General features: G+C 63.3%; 14 protein-coding genes and 1 pseudogene. 6 read left to right on the top strand and 9 right to left on the bottom strand.

All coding sequences use genetic code 11. The features are described 5' to 3' along the window. Positions 1-13 precede the first annotated feature (13 nt). The 4 genes and pseudogenes from QW887_RS05965 to QW887_RS05950 form a co-directional block, all read right to left on the bottom strand. Positions 14-508, bottom strand: a complete 495-nt coding sequence (locus tag QW887_RS05965; protein WP_315706506.1) for a type II 3-dehydroquinate dehydratase — start codon at positions 506-508, stop codon at positions 14-16. 28 nt (positions 509-536) lie between these two features. Then, positions 537-1,810, bottom strand: a pseudogene (locus tag QW887_RS05960) (TRAP transporter large permease). 55 nt (positions 1,811-1,865) lie between these two features. Continuing rightward, positions 1,866-2,375: a TRAP transporter small permease gene (locus QW887_RS05955; RefSeq protein WP_315706507.1), complete on the bottom strand. Its 510-nt coding sequence runs from the start codon at positions 2,373-2,375 to the stop codon at positions 1,866-1,868. Positions 2,376-2,449: 74 nt separating this feature from the next. Beyond that, the gene (locus QW887_RS05950; RefSeq protein WP_315706508.1) at positions 2,450-3,469 is read right to left on the bottom strand and encodes a TRAP transporter substrate-binding protein; all 1,020 of its coding nucleotides are present in this window, start codon (positions 3,467-3,469) and stop codon (positions 2,450-2,452) included. A 217-nt stretch (positions 3,470-3,686) separates the two neighbouring features. Between QW887_RS05950 and QW887_RS05945 the strand changes: the two genes are divergently transcribed. Genes QW887_RS05945 through QW887_RS05935 form a run of 3 tightly spaced genes read left to right on the top strand, consistent with a single transcriptional unit; the run spans position 3,687 to position 5,831 of the window. Beyond that, positions 3,687-4,346 (top strand): GntR family transcriptional regulator, encoded by a 660-nt coding sequence (locus QW887_RS05945; RefSeq protein ID WP_315706509.1) that lies wholly within the window; start codon positions 3,687-3,689, stop codon positions 4,344-4,346. Beyond that, on the top strand, positions 4,343-4,915 hold the full coding sequence (locus QW887_RS05940; RefSeq protein WP_315706510.1) for a hypothetical protein: 573 nt from the start codon (positions 4,343-4,345) through the stop codon (positions 4,913-4,915). The genes QW887_RS05945 and QW887_RS05940 overlap by 4 nt, the downstream gene beginning before the upstream one ends. Continuing rightward, complete coding sequence (locus QW887_RS05935) at positions 4,890-5,831, top strand: SMP-30/gluconolactonase/LRE family protein (RefSeq protein ID WP_315706511.1); 942 nt, start codon at positions 4,890-4,892, stop codon at positions 5,829-5,831. Before QW887_RS05940 ends, QW887_RS05935 begins: the two co-directional genes overlap by 26 nt. A gap of 27 nt (positions 5,832-5,858) precedes the next feature. On the opposite strand, the gene QW887_RS05930 is transcribed toward QW887_RS05935, so the two are convergent. Beyond that, positions 5,859-6,953, bottom strand: coding sequence for a hypothetical protein (locus QW887_RS05930; RefSeq protein WP_315706512.1), 1,095 nt, complete (start codon positions 6,951-6,953; stop codon positions 5,859-5,861). A gap of 274 nt (positions 6,954-7,227) precedes the next feature. Between QW887_RS05930 and QW887_RS05925 the strand changes: the two genes are divergently transcribed. After that, positions 7,228-8,226 (top strand): LysR substrate-binding domain-containing protein, encoded by a 999-nt coding sequence (locus QW887_RS05925; RefSeq protein ID WP_315706513.1) that lies wholly within the window; start codon positions 7,228-7,230, stop codon positions 8,224-8,226. Positions 8,227-8,253: 27 nt separating this feature from the next. Here QW887_RS05925 and QW887_RS05920 read toward each other — a convergent pair whose 3' ends face one another. Both QW887_RS05920 and QW887_RS05915 read right to left on the bottom strand, forming a co-directional pair. After that, positions 8,254-9,726: a carboxylesterase/lipase family protein gene (locus tag QW887_RS05920; protein WP_315706514.1), complete on the bottom strand. Its 1,473-nt coding sequence runs from the start codon at positions 9,724-9,726 to the stop codon at positions 8,254-8,256. A 105-nt stretch (positions 9,727-9,831) separates the two neighbouring features. Continuing rightward, positions 9,832-11,139: an MFS transporter gene (locus QW887_RS05915; RefSeq protein ID WP_315706515.1), complete on the bottom strand. Its 1,308-nt coding sequence runs from the start codon at positions 11,137-11,139 to the stop codon at positions 9,832-9,834. Between the two features lie 274 nt (positions 11,140-11,413). Here QW887_RS05915 and QW887_RS05910 point away from each other — a divergent pair, with 274 nt between their 5' ends. Continuing rightward, the gene (locus QW887_RS05910) at positions 11,414-11,611 is read left to right on the top strand and encodes a tetratricopeptide repeat protein (protein WP_315706516.1); all 198 of its coding nucleotides are present in this window, start codon (positions 11,414-11,416) and stop codon (positions 11,609-11,611) included. Positions 11,612-11,705: 94 nt separating this feature from the next. On the opposite strand, the gene QW887_RS05905 is transcribed toward QW887_RS05910, so the two are convergent. Beyond that, on the bottom strand, positions 11,706-11,975 hold the full coding sequence (locus QW887_RS05905) for a conjugal transfer protein TraD (protein ID WP_315706517.1): 270 nt from the start codon (positions 11,973-11,975) through the stop codon (positions 11,706-11,708). 1 nt (position 11,976) lies between these two features. After that, on the bottom strand, positions 11,977-12,303 hold the full coding sequence (locus QW887_RS05900; RefSeq protein WP_315706518.1) for a conjugal transfer protein TraD: 327 nt from the start codon (positions 12,301-12,303) through the stop codon (positions 11,977-11,979). A 169-nt stretch (positions 12,304-12,472) separates the two neighbouring features. Here QW887_RS05900 and traA point away from each other — a divergent pair, with 169 nt between their 5' ends. Next, entirely contained in the window at positions 12,473-15,484 is a 3,012-nt protein-coding gene (gene traA / locus QW887_RS05895; RefSeq protein WP_315827668.1) for a Ti-type conjugative transfer relaxase TraA, read from the top strand. The last annotated feature ends 101 nt before the right edge of the window (positions 15,485-15,585 follow it).

Raw genomic sequence — 15,585 nt, 5'->3', positions numbered from 1 at the left:
GCTTGTCTCCTGATTACATCTTGCCGGTTAGCGCAAGCCCGTGCAGGGCCGGCGGAATCGTTTCAGGCAATTGCCCGAGCCGCTGGACGACCGCCAGGATCGCAGCGAGATAGCCGTAAGCGCCAAGTCCGCAAATCACCGCTGTGCAGGCCCGCGAGGTGATCGAATGGCGGTGCAGCTCGTCCCGCGCATGGATGTTGGAGATGTGCAGCTCGATCTTCACCCCATCGAAGATGTTCAGCGCATCGATCAGCGCGACCGATGTGAAAGAATAGCCTGCCGGATTGATGATGATCGCATCCGCCTGGCCGTGAGCGGATTGGATCAGACCAACGAGCTCGCCTTCCATGTTCGACTGGTGGAACGAGACGGATACGCCGAGTTGGTCCGCGAGCGCGTGGCAGCTGTCCTCGATCTGCTTCAGCGTCGTCGAGCCGTAGATGTCGGGCTCCCGAATGCCGAGAAAATTGAGATTGGGTCCATTCAAGATCACGATCCGTGCGGCCATGTTCGACTCCTTTGCCAACGCAGCCCGATCAGCCGCCGAACCATCGCGCCGGCACCGTCACCAGGCCGGGAAACAGGACCATCGCGAACAGGACGATCAGCTGCGCGATCATGAAGGGCCAGACCCCCTTGATGATGTCTTCCATGCTGATCTTGGACACGCCGCAGACGACGTTAAGCACGATGCCGACCGGCGGCGTGATCAGGCCGATGGAGTTGTTGATGATGAACAGCACGCCGAAATAGACGGGGTCGATATTTGCCGCCTTGATGATTGGCATCAGGATCGGCGTCAGGATCAGGATGGTGGGCGTCATGTCGAGCGCCGTGCCCACGATCACGACGACCACCATGATCGCGAGCATCAGGATGGTGTTGTTGCTCATGAACGGCTTCAGGAGATCGACGACCTGGTTGGAGATCTCAGACACCGTGATCAGCCAGGACGACACCAAGGCCGCAGCGACCAGGAACATGACGACGCTCGTGGTCACGGCCGACGAGACCAGGACCGCGTAGATCTCGGACCATTTCAGCTCGCGATAGATGCACGTCGCGACGAACATCGAATAGACGGCGACGACGACGCCGGCCTCGGTTGGCGTGAAGATCCCGAAGCGCAGGCCGACGATGATGATGGCGGGGAGCATGAGTGCCCAGAAGCCGTCGGTGATCGCATGCCACACCTCGCGGCGCGCGGCGGCGGCGACAGGTTTTCCTTGCGCACCACCCAGTACCAGGCGGCGCAAAGGCCCAATCCCAGGAAAAGGCCGGGCACGATGCCGGCAAGGAACAGCTTCGAGATCGAGACGTTGGCGGCCACGCCGAAGATCACGAATCCGATGCTGGGCGGAATCACCGGGCCAATCACGCCGCCGGCCGCCACGAGACCCGCCGCATAGGTCTTCTTGTGTCCCGCCGCCACCATCATCGGCACCAGCAGCGCCGCCAGCGCGGCGGCGTCGGCCGCCGCCGACCCCGACAATGACGACAGGATGCAGGCGGCCAGGATCGTGACGTAGCCCAGGCCGCCCCGGAAATGCCCCACCGCCACGAGTGCGACATTGACGATGCGCTTGGCCAGTCCGCCCTTGTTCATGATCTCGCCCGCGAGCATGAAGAACGGGATGGCCATCAGCGGAAAACTGTCGGCGCCGTTGATGACGTTCTGGGCGACGATCTGGGGATCGAACATGTCAATGGTGCTCATCAGGGCGACGCCGCAGATGAGGAGCGCAAAGGCGATCGGCATGCCCAGCGCCATGGCGCCCAGCAGAGAGACGGTGAAGACGACGATCGTCATGGCATGATCCGGGTGACGCGGAGAGAGTGAGAGGGCGCGAAGACGATCGAGGCCATCACTGCTCCTCCGATTCCCTGACCGCCACCATGTCCTCCTCGCTCGCCTGCCCGCTGATCACCCGGTACAGGTCGTAGAGAAGGATAATTGCGGCCGACACACCGAAGATCACGCCGACGGCGTAGAAGATGGCCATCGACAGACCGGTCGCCGGCGCGCGGTCGTCGATGTTGATGAGGGTCTGACGCCAGCTGCCGGAGAGCAGCAGCCAATCGGCGAACAGCATCAGGCCGTAGTTGATGAGGAAGCAGATGCGCTTGCCGGAGGCCGGCAGCTTCCGCACCAGGCTGTCGACGCCGAGATGGGCGTGCTCGCGCAGCGCGACGATGGCTCCGAGGAAGGTCAGCCACACCAGCAGCCAGCGCGACAGCTCCTCGGACACCGTGATGCCGGAGTTGAAGCCATAGCGCAGCACTACGTTGCCGAAGACCAGCACCACCATGGCCGCGAGACACGCGGCAATGACGGCTTTCAGAAACGAGCAATAGAGGTCGAGAAACTGCGCCATGCGTCAGGTCCGAGCAGATGTGGGACGTGAGCCGGCATGGGCCGGCTCCGCCGCCTATCGTGATGGAGAGGCGATTACTTTACGTCCTTGCGGATGCGCTCGACTTCCTCGTTGAACAGCTTCACCGTCTCGGGCCGAAGATTGGCCGAGACCTTGTCCACGACCGGTTGAACCGCCTTGCGCATGCGCTCGGTCTCCTCGGGAGCGATCGCATTGTACTGCATGCCCTTGGCCTGCAATTCCGCCAGCGCCTTTTCGGTCTGGAGGCGCGTCTGCTCCTTCTGATAGTTGCGGCTTTCCTCATAGGCCTCGCGCATCAGGCGCTGCTCGGTCGGCGACAACTTGTCCCAGAACGTCTTGCTCACCAGGATGATGTTGAGGGTGAAGGTGTGGTTGGTGGCCGAGACGTACTTCTGCACCTCGTAGAACTTGTTGGAGAGGATGACGGTGTAGGGATTCTCCTGCCCGTCGACGGTGCGAGTCTCCAGCGCCGAATACAATTCGCCGAACGCCATCGGGACGGGATTGGCCTTGAAAGCGCTGAAACTCTCCAGATAGACCGGGTTCGGAATGACGCGCAGCTTCAGGCCGGCGAAGTCCTCGACCTTGGTGATCGGCCGGGTGCTGTTGGTGACGTTGCGGAAGCCAAGGCCCCAATAACCGAGGCCGATCAGGTTCTTCGACGGCAGGCCCTCAAGCATGGCCTTGCCGAATTTGCCGGTCGCGAGCGCATCGGCCTGCTCGGTCGTGTTGAACAGGAACGGGAAATCGATCAGGCCGAACTCGGGCACGACGGTCGCAAGCGACGTGGTCGAGGCCGACAGCATCTCCTGAGTGCCGCCGCGCAGCGCGGATTGCTGCTGCAATTCGTTGCCGAGCTGCGAGGCCGCGAACTCGCGGACCCTCATCTTACCCCCGCTCTTGGCCAGCAGGATCTCTCCGAACTTCTGCACGCCGAAGCTGACGGGGTGATCGGTGTTGTTCAGGTGCCCCCACCGGATCGTCCGCTCCTGAATGTCATCGGCGGCAGATGCGCCGACCGTCAGCGCCACCGAGATCGCGGCGGCAGACAGCGCCCGTGCGAACAAGCTCATCGTGTCCTCCCTGGTTTCTTCGGGGCACGCGGCGGGTTGAGCGCTTATTTTCCGTACCCTCTGTTTATCGAGAAAACACACATCAATATCGATGTCAAACGACAATCATAATTTCATATGAGATTTCAATGGACATCAGATGCCGCGACTCTGCTATAATGCCGGCGAGTGGCCCGCTCCCACAGGGCGGCGCTCCGGGCGAGCGGGATCAGAAGGCATGACGGATCTTGAGGAACGGCCGCTGTCGGCGGGCGACAGCGGCTATCGGCGCATCCGCTCCGACATCATTTTCGGCGTGCTCACGCCGTCGGGACGCCTCAGGCTCGAGGCGATGAAGGAGGATTACGGCGTCAGCATCTCGACCCTGCGCGAGATCCTCAATCGCCTGGCGTCCGAAGGCTTCGTGGTCGCCGAAGGGCAGCGTGGCTTCGAGGTGGCACCGGTCTCGCTCCAGAACCTGCGCGAGCTCGCCGAGCTGCGCATCCTGCTGGAGCATCACGCCATGGCCGAGTCGTTCCGCGCCGGAGACGTCGAGTGGGAAGGACGCGTGGTGTCAGCGCATCACAAGCTGGCCGCGACCGAGCGCACCATCCTGAAGGAGGGCGACGATCCCGAGTTGCGAAAGCGCTACGACGGCGAATTCCACCAGGCGCTGATCTCGCGTTGCGGGTCGCGCGAGCTGATGCATACGCATTCCATCGTGTTCGACAAATATTTCCGTTACGCACTGCGCTATCGCGGCAGCGAGACGATCAACCAGCACAAGGCGCTGCTGGAATGCGCCCTGAGGCGCGACATCGAGGGCGCAAGGACCGTCCTGAGCGAGCACATCAACAACTGTGTCGCGCATGCCCTGTCCTCCTGGACCGGCAATTGATCGCCCTCACCTTGCCGCCCCCCGGGTGGTCGACGCAGAGAACGATTCATGCGCGCCAACATTCCCTTCTCGACCGCCCGGCTCGACGGCCTGCTCGACGCGGCCGGCATCGACGTCCTGATCTGCACGTCGAAGCACAACATCAGTACCTTCTCGGCGGCTACTACCATTTCCAGTTCGACTTCATGGACGCGATCGGCATCAGCCGGCACCTGCCGATCCTCATCTATGTGAAGGGCGAGCCGGACAAGACGGTCTACACCGCCAACCGGAACGAGCGGGACAGCATCCCCAATAGGACGGACGCCGGATACTGGATGCCGCCGGCCGTGTTCGGATCGTCAACCTCGGTCGAGGCCATGACGCTCGCGCTCGGGCATGTCCGATCCGTCGCGACGCCGGGGCTTGCTGTCGGCGTGGAGTTGTCGTTCCTTCCGCCGACGCCGCGGACCTGCTGCGCAAGGAACTGCCGCTTCGTCCAGGCGATGCGCCCGCTGGAAAAGCTGAGATCGATAGCGCGCGCGGCTGGAACGGGATTCCGACATGACCATTCATTCGATCTCCGCTGATCGGGTCGAGATTGCGGTGGCCAACGCCGATCTCCTCGGCGAGACGCCATTATGGTGCGACCGGACCCGCAAGCTGTGGTGGATCGATATCGACGGCAGGCTGCATCAGTCGTTCGATCCGGAAACTGGCGCGCACCACGCTGTTTCCCATGAGTGTCAATTCCTTGGCAGCCAGGCGCTGACGGCGGACGGCTCGCATCTGCTCGCACGGGATCTGACTCTGTACCGTCGCGCGGCCGATCATCCGGAGCAGTTTGTCGAGGTCGAAAACGGCCTCGACAACCGCCTCAACGACGGCCGGGTTGATGCGCGCGGCCGCTTGTGGATCGGCACCATGGACAACCAGCTGCATCGCCCGAACGGCTCGCTCTATCGCGTGACCGGAGACGGCCAGGTGACGCGCATCTTCGGCGACGTCATCGTGACCAATGGGATCGCGTTCGCGCCGGACAACCGCACGCTCTATTTCACCGATACGCGGCGATACTGCACCTGGTCGTTCGACTTCGATCTCGACGACGGTATCATCAGCAACCGGCGCCTGTTTGCAGATTATAGCACGTCGAAGGAAAGACCGGACGGCGCCTGCGTCGATGCCGCAGGCGGGTTATGGACAGCCTTCTTCTCGGGCGGCCGCGTCGTACGCTACCGCCCGAACGGGCAGATCGACACCATCGTCCCATTGCCGGTGACGAACCCGACCTGCGTGTGCTTTGGAGGCAGCGACCTCAAAACGCTGTTCATCACGACGGCCAGAAAATTCCTGGATCCGAAGCAGTTGAGTGCCGAACCCATGGCGGGACATCTGCTTGCTGTCCGCGGCCTCGCACAAGGCCTCTCCGAACATCGTTTCCCATCGGGCGGTGCTGTGCGACGCCAAAAAGCTGACGACGGTCGCATCAGGCGCGGCAGGTAAACCGCTCTCCCCCGTTTTGTCGACGCACTAGAACTTCACGCTGATGCCGCTGGACAGACTCGATTCGGTGCAGGTGTTGTTGCTCACCCCTGGCGATCTCGTGCAGAGCTTGCTGACATTGTGATCGAGACCGTATTTGTTCTGCCAGTAGCGATAGGCCACCCAGACATCGAGATAGTGCGAGAATTTCGGGCCCCACATCGCTTTGGAGGCATCGAAGGTAAGGCGGATCGGCTCGGAGTTGAGTGAGACTTTGGTCATGGAGTTGGCCGGCGCCGCGACGGGCAGCGGATTATAGGGAAGTGGGCTGTTCTCGGGGCCGAGCGCGCCGAGCAACTGGGCGCGGCCGCTGATGGATAAATAGCGCATGCTCTCGGGTAAGAAGCCGAGGTCCATGTAGTAGTTCGTTTCAATCGCCCAGGTCGGCTGATACCGCCGGTTGCCGTCGGGCAGACAGCTCACGCCGGGCCCCGGAGGGGCAAAGCCACCACCGCACTGCAGGAATCCCATGTGTGCCATGTAGATCCATGTCGCGAGCGGCGCGACGTTGACGTAACCCTTGTAGGGAAGATCGAACTGGAACTGCAGGCCGGCCGATACGGCCTGCGCAGCGGCGGCGCGATAGTAGTTCGACGTGCTCAGGTCCAAACCGACCTCGAAGGAGATGTTGCGGAGCGGGCCGACCGTGAACGCCTTGGTATCGAAGATTTCATTCCAGCCAAATGTCGAACGGCTCTGACCGGTGAAAAAGATTGCACCCGCGCAATTGGCCGGTGTTGCAACACCGGTGCCCGGATTGACCACGACGCCCGCGTTCGTGCAGGGGCTGGCGGGATCGTTATGGTCCGCCTTGAACATCGAAATGTTCAGGAAGTTCGTACCGTACTGCCAGATGTCGAAATGCGTGAACGAGTAGACCTGCATCGCGGTCGTGCTGTTGAGCGACCCGTCCGGATTCCTGGAGAACACGCCGGGGTCCGTCGCCTTGGGGATATAGGAGAAGGTGAGGCGATCATCGATCAGCGAAAAGAATGGCTGACCGGAGGCCGCTGGCTTTGCCTTGACCGGCAAATCCTCCGCGACAGCTGCCGCGCTTGCGCACGACGCAAAAGCCAGTGCCATGAGTAATGGCTGAATATGATGCCTCAAGTCCCCCTCCAATGTCCTCTAAGCCCAGGTCCAAGACATCAGACGCTGTCGTGGTCCGGCGTGTTGTCCCTCGAACCGCCCCGTTCAGTTCGGTGAAACAGCATAGGCAGTGGACGCGGGACAAAAAGTCCGGCAATCGGTACAGTCACGTTCCAGGATTGGAACGACGACCTGCTTGCTGGAGTGCCGCTTTCGATCGTCTCATCGAATCCGGACTTCTGTCTGAGATCTCCGCAGAGGATTACTCATGGGAACGGTCGATGACCTGACACTTCTCGTCGAAATCATCGAGGCCGGCAGCCTGTCGGCGGCGAGCCGCAAGACAGGCATTCCGAAGTCGAGCTTGAGCAGACGGATCGGCGACCTCGAAAGTCAGCTCGGCGTGCATCTCGTTCATCGCGGCCCGCGCAACTTCGCGGCGACTGAAATCGGCCTCTCTATCTACGAGCGGAGCCAGAAGATCAGGGAAGAGCTGGTTGCGATCAAGGCGCTTGCGGAGGACCGCACGAACCGCCCCTCGGGCATGCTGCGCATCTCCTGCCCGGCCGTCCTCTCCGAGATTCTGGTCGCCGATTTTGCCATCCAGTTTGCCGAGACCTATCCGGATGTGCGCCTGACCTTGGACAACACCAAAGGGACGTTCGACCCGAAGATCGATCACTACGACCTCGCAATCCATCCTGTGCGCGAAGATCTGGCGGATTCCGAATTGATCTGCCAGAAGCTCGCGACAGCGCCTTACCGCTTAGTCGCAGCGCCCGCCCTGATGGCGCGCCTCGGCCCGCGCACGACCCCCGCAGACCTCGAAGGCCTCCCGGGCGTCGGATGGGGCGCCGACGGCTTCATGGCGCGCTGGCGTCTGTTAGGCGCAAGCGACGCGACGACGGAGATCAACGTCAAGCTCAACTTTTCAGCCAACAACCTCAACATCATTCGCCAGGCTGCGCTACGCGGCCTCGGTCTCGCGCGACTGCCGATGCCGATGTGCGACGCCGACCTGCTCGATGGCCGGCTCGTTCTGCCGCTTCCCGACTGGGCGCCGCCACCGGTGACGTTCTATGCGCTCTATCCTTCGCGCCGATCCCTGACGGTCGCCGGCCGTTTGTTCCTCGCCGGTCTCGCCAAATTTCTTCAGGACAGGCTGCGCTCGTCCGATAGTCCGCAGCCATCGGGTCCGGCGTCCGCCGTGAGGCGCAAATCCCAACGCGCCGTGAAGAAGCGCAGGCCCAGACCGGCCAGGCGTTGAGAGAACTCCCGGCCGTTCCTGCTCGAGTCAGGCGATGTATCGCGATGCCGTGATGCGGCGATCAAAATGCAGGACCGCCTGATCCGCCGCGTGGGCGGGCCATTCCGGGAGACCGCGCGCGTTCGGGTCTCCCGCTGCCGCGAACGCGGCGATCGAGCCTCTGAAGAGGCGGCTCAGGTCCTGCACTTCGCGCCGGTCCGCGCCTTTGACCATGGCAGCCGACTGCCAGATGTTGAAGTTGCCAAACAGGAAGGGAAGATCGATGCAATGGCAGGCTCCCAGGCCCGGAACGGGCGCCTGCCAGTCGAACAGATAGGTGAAGGCCTTTCGACCGAGGCTGGACTGCGTGGCGGCGATCTCCAGGCTCTGCTTTGTGAACATCCGTTCGCTGTAGAAGTCGCCCAGGAGCATGCGAGGTGTCGCAGGCACGCGCGAGGAACGCAGCCGTGCCAGCGTCGCACTTGCGTCGTCGTCCCCCTGGGATCGGATCACGTCCTCGAGCGCATCATCGGACAGTTCGTCGAGCGACGGATTCGAGATCGAGAACGCGGCATACTCCTCGCGCGTCAAGCCGATCATCATGTCGCACCACCGTGCGCCGCCGCTTCGAATTGACTCGATGGGATCGCGGTGCACGAGGGCATCATCCAGAACCGGCATGAAGGGAGGCGTGATATCTCCCGGGGTCGCCGGCGGCCGCCTTTGCAGCATGCGCAAGCCCTCGAGGGCGCGACCAATCGGGATCGTTCGGAGTTTGTCGACCTCGTCAGCGGCGATGCCGAGAACATCGAGGATTGCATTGGCGACCGGTCGCGACTGTTCGACGGTACGCAGCTTGACGCCGACCGGCGCGCTCATCAGGATCGCCCGGTTGAACAGCCCCGATCCAGCTTCGATGCCGGCAAGGGCCGCGATGCTGAATGCGCCCGCCGATTGGCCGATCACCGTGATCCGCTGCGGATCTCCGCCGAACACGCTGATGGCTTGTGCTATCCAGCGCAACGCTGCGACCTGGTCGTGCAGGCCGAGGTTCAGACCGCCGAGGCCGGGATGCGGGAAGAAGCCGAGAATGCCGAGCCGATAGCTGACGTTGACAACGACGAGGCCATTGTCCTTCGCGAGGATGCCTCCGTCGTAGCAAGGCAGCGATCCGCCTCCGGTCATGAAGGCGCCGCCATGAATGAACACCAGGACCGGAGCGCGGTCGCCTGCCGCATGACCGGTCCAGACGTCCAGATGGAGACAATCCTCGCTTTGCTCGACGTCGTAGGTCCCCATCACCACGTCGAGACGCGACGGATTCTGCGGAGGAATCGGCCCGGCCGCGACGGCGTCGCGAACACCGCCCCATCGCGGCGGCACTGACGGCATCTCAAAGCGCAATGGGCCGACGGGGGCTTCCGCATACGGAACTCTCCGAAACGCGGTCACTCCTTCTGATCGCGCGCCGCGCAGCCGACCAAACGGCGTTTCCAGCTCAACATGCTCCACAGCGGTCATTCCTATTCCGACAAGGCACTTCCCGGCCCCACGGCTTAAGCTCTCTCACCAAATGCAGCCAGCGTCCGAAAATGGCGAGCAGCGTTCCAGATTTGAAACGCCGCATCATGACCGCTCCGTCGTCCGCAAGTGCGGAAGCAGAGCGAAGATCGCAAGCAATGCGGGAAGCGTGGCCGCGAGCAAGATCGCTTTCGGCGCAACACCCTTCGAAACGAGGAGACCTGCGAACGCGGGCCCAACGATCGAGCCGATGCGGCCGGCGGCAGCGGAGAAGCCGACACCGTGGGTGCGAAGCGCTTCGGGATAGATCGCGACAGCGAGAGCGGACTGCCCCACGCTGCAGGAGATCAGACCTGCACCGGTTCCGGCAATCAGCAGCCAGACACCGAGCGGGACCACGTCGTGCGCCGCAAGCCCCGCCGCAGACATGACCCCAAGGGTCACGGCCGACACCAGGATACGCGCAATCGGAAGCCTGCTCACGAGGAGCATCACGAGGACGTTGGCGACCAGGCCGCCGGCGCTGAAGAAGCTGATGCCAAGCTGCGAATATTCGGTCGAGAATCCGAGCTTGACGAGCAGCGCCGGCAGCCAGAACACCAGTGCGTAGCCGTCAGCGAAGATCAGAAAGGAGAATATCCAAAGGCTGACGGTCCGGCTCGCAACGCCAGTGGCGAGCAGATCTCCGATCAGCTTCAAACCGCCCAGGTGCAGGTCGCGTTGATTGGTCGACAACGGATCGCGCGCGGCGGTCAGCCTGGGTAACCAAAACAGCAGAACGAGGGAGAGTCCGAGCGGCAGGGCACCGCCGATGATGAAGATGGACTGCCAACCCAAACGCGCGGTCAGGACTGCACCGAGCACACCGCCCAGGATGCCGCCGGCGGCGAGCCCGGTCCCGACGATGACGGCAGCCGTCTCCTTCAGCCTTGGCGGACATTGCGACGTCGCAATGGCAATCGCCGACGGCAACGCTGCACCGAGCCCAATAGCCGTGATCAGGCGCAGCGCTGCAAGCTGCTCCACGGAACCCGCAAGCGGCGTTGCCAGCGAGAGAACGCCAAACGCCGCCACGCTTGCGATCAGGACAGGACGCGCCTGCCAACGGCTGACCAGCGGGCCGGACGCCAGGTATCCGAGCACGGCGCCGACGCTCGTCAGCACGAACGCAGGTGTGAGCGACGCCGGCGAGACCATGAAGTGGGCTGCGATGACGGGAGCCGCCACGCCGATCGAACTGGTATCAAGCCCGTCGAGCAGGACCGCTGCGAAGCTGAGCGCGATCGCGATCCAGGCTGATCTCGATACACGTTCAGCGGACGTGCTCCCAAGGCGCGTGCTGGTGTCGTTGACGCCGGAGTCGCATTCTTCGCCTTCGCTTCCTAGCGGACTTGCTTGCGCTACGCCCTTCACCCTTTTGCCTCCACACCAATCCCGTTGGGGAAAACTCAAGGGGTTTCCAAACTAGCTGTCCAGCTCCAGGAATGGGATGCTCGGTTCTATAATTGAGACGCGAGCTGTTACGCGCAGCCCGTGATCCTCACTTGGCTTGAAGACATGTTCAAGCATGGCGACGTTGCTGGTGACGAGGTCGTTGCCAATCAGACCGTCGTGGCCCTGATGCAGCCTGAGCAACGATGCGCCGACCACCGTCGCGGCGCAGACCGCGGCCTCGGGGCGACCGCACATGAATCTGGCGGCGGCCTACCAGCAGTTGGGCCGGACCGAGGAGGCGAAGGCGGCCATGCAGGAGGGCCTGAGGTTGCGGCCTGGCACGACGGCCCTCAACGTTGCACCGCCGATGAAGAACACCAGCCCGGTCTTCGTCCAGGCCGCCGATCGGATGATCAAGCTGATGATCGCCGCCGGCTTGCCGGAGCGCTAAGCGGCATTGCTGCCATGCCTCTCGCCGGCTCAAGCTCACACCGCACAGCCGCCAATTGCGCGTCAAGGACACTGGCGATTGGGCAGGCAGAGTTTCAGCTCTTGCTTGGTGTTGAGCCATTTTGATCGTTCTTGTCTGGTGTCGCCGCTTCCGCCTCAAACACCCGCTTCCCCTCTGCCATCCATAGCGCTCGCGCCCGTTCGCGCTGATCACTTTGGAGTTTGTCAGCAACCCAGAGCAGCGCGCCATAGATGATGGCGCGATCATCGCCGGTTTGCTCCACGACACCGGCTTTGACGACGAGGCCACCGAGTTCGATGAGATGGCGGGTGCGCTTTCGGCGCGTGATCTGCCAAGAGCGCATGTCACGCCGTGCCCTTGCGGCTTGTTGCCGGTTGCGCGCCGCTCGGTTGCGTCGAAACCACATTAGCGTCGCGGTCAGTTGCTGGCGCATTCCGCATCGACCGTCCTTGAAAGAACGAGACGCCGCGCTTGGCCCATGCCTCCCTCTTTCCGGCCTCCTTGGTCTCGACCAGCACGATCAGCGCACCAGCGAGTTCGTCTGCGCTAAGCGCGTCAGCTCCCGTGGCAATGACGAGCTCGCCTAGCTGCCGCACCTTGCGGGTTTTAAGCTCGTGCGCTTTGTCGTCGAGTGCCTTCAGGTCCGCATCAAAGTCCCTTGGTTTGCGCATTGTCGTCTCCCTACGTCGGCGGAGAAATGATAACTCGGCTAGCGGCGCCTTGCCGTAAGGTCGTCAGGACGAGCTGAGATGGGATAATCCCTCCCGAGATTTTTTCGAGGGAGGGCGCGCTTATACGTCGTGCCGACGTACGCTTCGCTGTGTAGATGCTCTGCTCGCGATGGCGATCTATCATCTTCACGTCAAGGTCATTGGCCGGAAGGCCGGGAGCAGCGCGGTGGCATCGGCGGCCTACCGCTCGGGCTCGCGGCTGCGCGACGAGCGGTTGGGCCGTGAGCAGGATTTTTCGGCCAAGCGCGGCGTCGTCCATTCCGAGGTGATGCTGCCGGAGAATGCGCCGGAGGCGTGGAGTGACCGCGAGCGGCTCTGGAACGATGTCGAAGCATTCGAAGTCCGCAAGGACGCCCAGCTGGCCCGGGAGATCGAGTTCGCCCTTCCGCGAGAACTGACTGAGGCGCAGGGCATTGAGCTGGCTCGGGACTTCGTTCAGAGCGAGTTCGTCCGTCGCGGCATGATCGCCGATCTTAATGTGCATTGGGACAGGGCCGAAGACGGCCTGCCCAAGCCGCACGCCCATGTCATGCTGACAATGCGCTCGGTCGATCAGAACGGCTTTGGTCAGAAGGTGAGAGAGTGGAACCGCACGGAGATGGTCGAGCGCTGGCGCGAACGCTGGGCGGAGATTGCCAACGAGCGGCTGGCCGAGCTCGACATCGACGCGCGGATTGATCACCGCAGCCTGGAAGCCCAGGGCATTGCGCTCGAGCCGCAAAGCCAGATCGGCGCACCGGCCAAGCGCATTGAGGGGCGGAGAGGCGGAGGCGAGGGCGCTGAGGCTGACCGGGCCGAGATGCACCGCGAGATCGCGCGAAACAACGGCAGGAGGATCATCGCCGATCCCTCCCTTGGACTGGACGCGATCACCCAACAGCAATCGACCTTCACACGCCGTGACCTCGCAAAGTTTGCGCATCGGCACAGTGACGGGCTCGACCAGTTCAATGAAGTGCTGGGCGCAATGCAGGGAGCGCCAGATCTAGTCGACCTCGGCAAGGACGCTCGCGGCGAGGATCGGTTCACCACCCGCGGAATGATCGAAGCAGAACGGCGCCTGCACCGGGCCGCTGAGCTGATGGCAGAACGGGAGCGCCACCAGGTGCGCGACGAGGATCGCCAGGCCGCTTTGGCGCGTGCGGAAGCACGCGGCCTGGTGCTGTCATCCGAGCAGGTTGACGCCTTGGCGCACGTCACGGATGGACGCGGTCTCAGCGTCGTGGTCGGCCATGCCGGGACAGGAAAGAGCGCGCTGCTGGGGGTGGCGCGGGAGGCGTGGGAAGCAGCCGGCTTCGAGGTCCGGGGCGTGGCGCTGTCCGGCATTGCAGCAGAAAACCTCGAAGGCGGGTCGGGCATTGCGTCGCGCACGATTGCCAGTCTGGAGCATGGCTGGGAGCAGGGCCGTGATCTACTCAAATCGAGCGAGGTGCTCGTCATCGACGAGGCGGGCATGGTCGGCACGCGCCAGCTCGAGCGCGTGATGTCTCGTGCTGCCGAGGCGGGCGCCAAGGTCGTGCTGGTCGGCGATCCGCAGCAGCTGCAGGCCATCGAGGCGGGCGCAGCTTTCCGGTCGATCCATGAGCGTCACGGCGGGGCGGAGATCGGCGAAATACGCCGTCAGCGCGAAGACTGGCAGCGCGACGCCACGCGCAATCTGGCGACCGGCAAGGTCGGCCATGCGCTAGAAGCCTATCGGGCCAACGGCATGGTGCATGAGGCGATAACCCGCGAGCAGGCGCGGGGCGATCTGATCGCGCGCTGGGACCGCGACCGGCAGGTATCGCCGGACCGGAGCCGGATCATCCTGACCCATACCAATGACGAGGTGCGCGCGCTGAACGAGGCGGCGCGCGGACGGATGCGGGCCGCCGGCGCTCTGGGCAATGAGGTGGGTGTAACGGTCGAGCGCGGCGCGAGAAGCTTCGCCGGCGGAGACCGCATCATGTTCCTGCGGAACGAGCGTGGGCTTGGTGTCAAGAACGGCACACTCGGGACCATTGAACTGGTCAGCGCGCAATCCATGACCGTGCAGATCGACGATGGCCGGTCCGTGCGCTTTGACCTCAAGGATTACAACCGGATCGACCACGGTTATGCCGCGACGATCCACAAGGCGCAGGGTATGACGGTCGACCGGGTCCATGTACTGGCAACGCCCGGCATGGACGCCCACAGCAGCTATGTCGCACTGTCGCGGCATCGCGACAGCGTGGACCTGCATTATGGCCGCAACGATTTTACCGATGCGGATCGGCTCAACCGTGCTCTGTCGCGCGACCGGTCGAAGGACATGGCCTTGGATTACGACCGTGCCGATCCCGTCCAGAGCTACGCCGAGCGGCGCGGGATCACGTTCCGCGAGCGCGTGGCCGAGATCGTGCGCAAGGCCGTGCCAGAGACGCTGCGCGGCATGTTCGACGGCCTTAGCGTTTCTGGAGAGGTGCTCGACCGGGATGGCGGACGACGGCCCGAGCGGGGATCCCCCGAAAAAGAAAACAGCGGCACGGCAGCCGACCGGCGCGAAGCCGAAGTGCCGGCAAGGACCGTGGCGCAAGATCCCGAAGCGGAAGCCCGTCGTGTGCGGACCCGAGCGCTGGTGCGCCATGCTCGCGCCGTGGATGCGATCTTCGCAGCGCATGAGATGGGCGGCAGAGCGAGCCCCGAACAGGTCAAAGAGCTACAGACCGCCCGCCAGGCCTTCGAAAAGGTGCGCCCCTATGGCTCCCACGACGCTGAGGCCGCCTACAAGAAGAACCCCGAGCTGGCCCGCGAGGCCGCTGGCGGACGCCTCAACCGCGCCATCCGCGCGCTCCAGCTCGAGACTGAACTGCGCACCGATCCGAGCCGCCGCGCCGATCGCTTCGTAGAGCGCTGGCAGAAGCTCGAGCACACCAGTCAGCGACAATATCAGGCCGGGGACATGTCCGGTTACAAGGCCACGCGGTCCGCGATGGGCGACATGGCGAAAAGTCTCGAACGCGACCCGCAATTGGAATCCATTCTCGCCGGTCGCAAGAACGATCTCGGCATTGCATTCGAATCAGGCCGCCGGCTCGGCCAGGATCTGGCCTTCGTCCATGGCATCGATCTCGGCAGAGGCCGAAGCCTTGGAATTTGACCCATCCCGTTTGCCGCCGGCTCTACGCCACGCTTGGCAACGCGCGAACTCTTATTGTCCGCCTGCATCTGTTTGGCCTCTCTGGTCTCACAACACCTCAG

The sequence above is a fragment of the Bradyrhizobium sp. SZCCHNRI3052 genome, from assembly GCF_032484895.1.
Taxonomy (GTDB): Bacteria; Pseudomonadota; Alphaproteobacteria; order Rhizobiales; family Xanthobacteraceae; genus Bradyrhizobium.
This window is presented reverse-complemented; position numbering and strand designations above follow the sequence as displayed.

Bases quoted from the DNA above. Each gene is read 5' to 3' on its own strand.
- QW887_RS05950 (WP_315706508.1), bottom strand. From the start codon at position 3,469: ATGAGCTTGTTCGCACGGGCGCTGTCTGCCGCCGCGATCTCGGTGGCG.
- QW887_RS05925 (WP_315706513.1), top strand. From the start codon at position 7,228: ATGGGAACGGTCGATGACCTGACACTTCTCGTCGAAATCATCGAGGCC.
- traA (WP_315827668.1), top strand. From the start codon at position 12,473: ATGGCGATCTATCATCTTCACGTCAAGGTCATTGGCCGGAAGGCCGGG.
- QW887_RS05905 (WP_315706517.1), bottom strand. From the start codon at position 11,975: ATGCGCTCTTGGCAGATCACGCGCCGAAAGCGCACCCGCCATCTCATC.
- QW887_RS05935 (WP_315706511.1), top strand. From the start codon at position 4,890: ATGACCATTCATTCGATCTCCGCTGATCGGGTCGAGATTGCGGTGGCC.
- QW887_RS05965 (WP_315706506.1), bottom strand. From the start codon at position 508: ATGGCCGCACGGATCGTGATCTTGAATGGACCCAATCTCAATTTTCTC.
- QW887_RS05900 (WP_315706518.1), bottom strand. From the start codon at position 12,303: ATGCGCAAACCAAGGGACTTTGATGCGGACCTGAAGGCACTCGACGAC.
- QW887_RS05945 (WP_315706509.1), top strand. From the start codon at position 3,687: ATGACGGATCTTGAGGAACGGCCGCTGTCGGCGGGCGACAGCGGCTAT.
- QW887_RS05955 (WP_315706507.1), bottom strand. From the start codon at position 2,375: ATGGCGCAGTTTCTCGACCTCTATTGCTCGTTTCTGAAAGCCGTCATT.
- QW887_RS05920 (WP_315706514.1), bottom strand. From the start codon at position 9,726: ATGACCGCTGTGGAGCATGTTGAGCTGGAAACGCCGTTTGGTCGGCTG.
- QW887_RS05930 (WP_315706512.1), bottom strand. From the start codon at position 6,953: ATGGCACTGGCTTTTGCGTCGTGCGCAAGCGCGGCAGCTGTCGCGGAG.
- QW887_RS05910 (WP_315706516.1), top strand. From the start codon at position 11,414: ATGAATCTGGCGGCGGCCTACCAGCAGTTGGGCCGGACCGAGGAGGCG.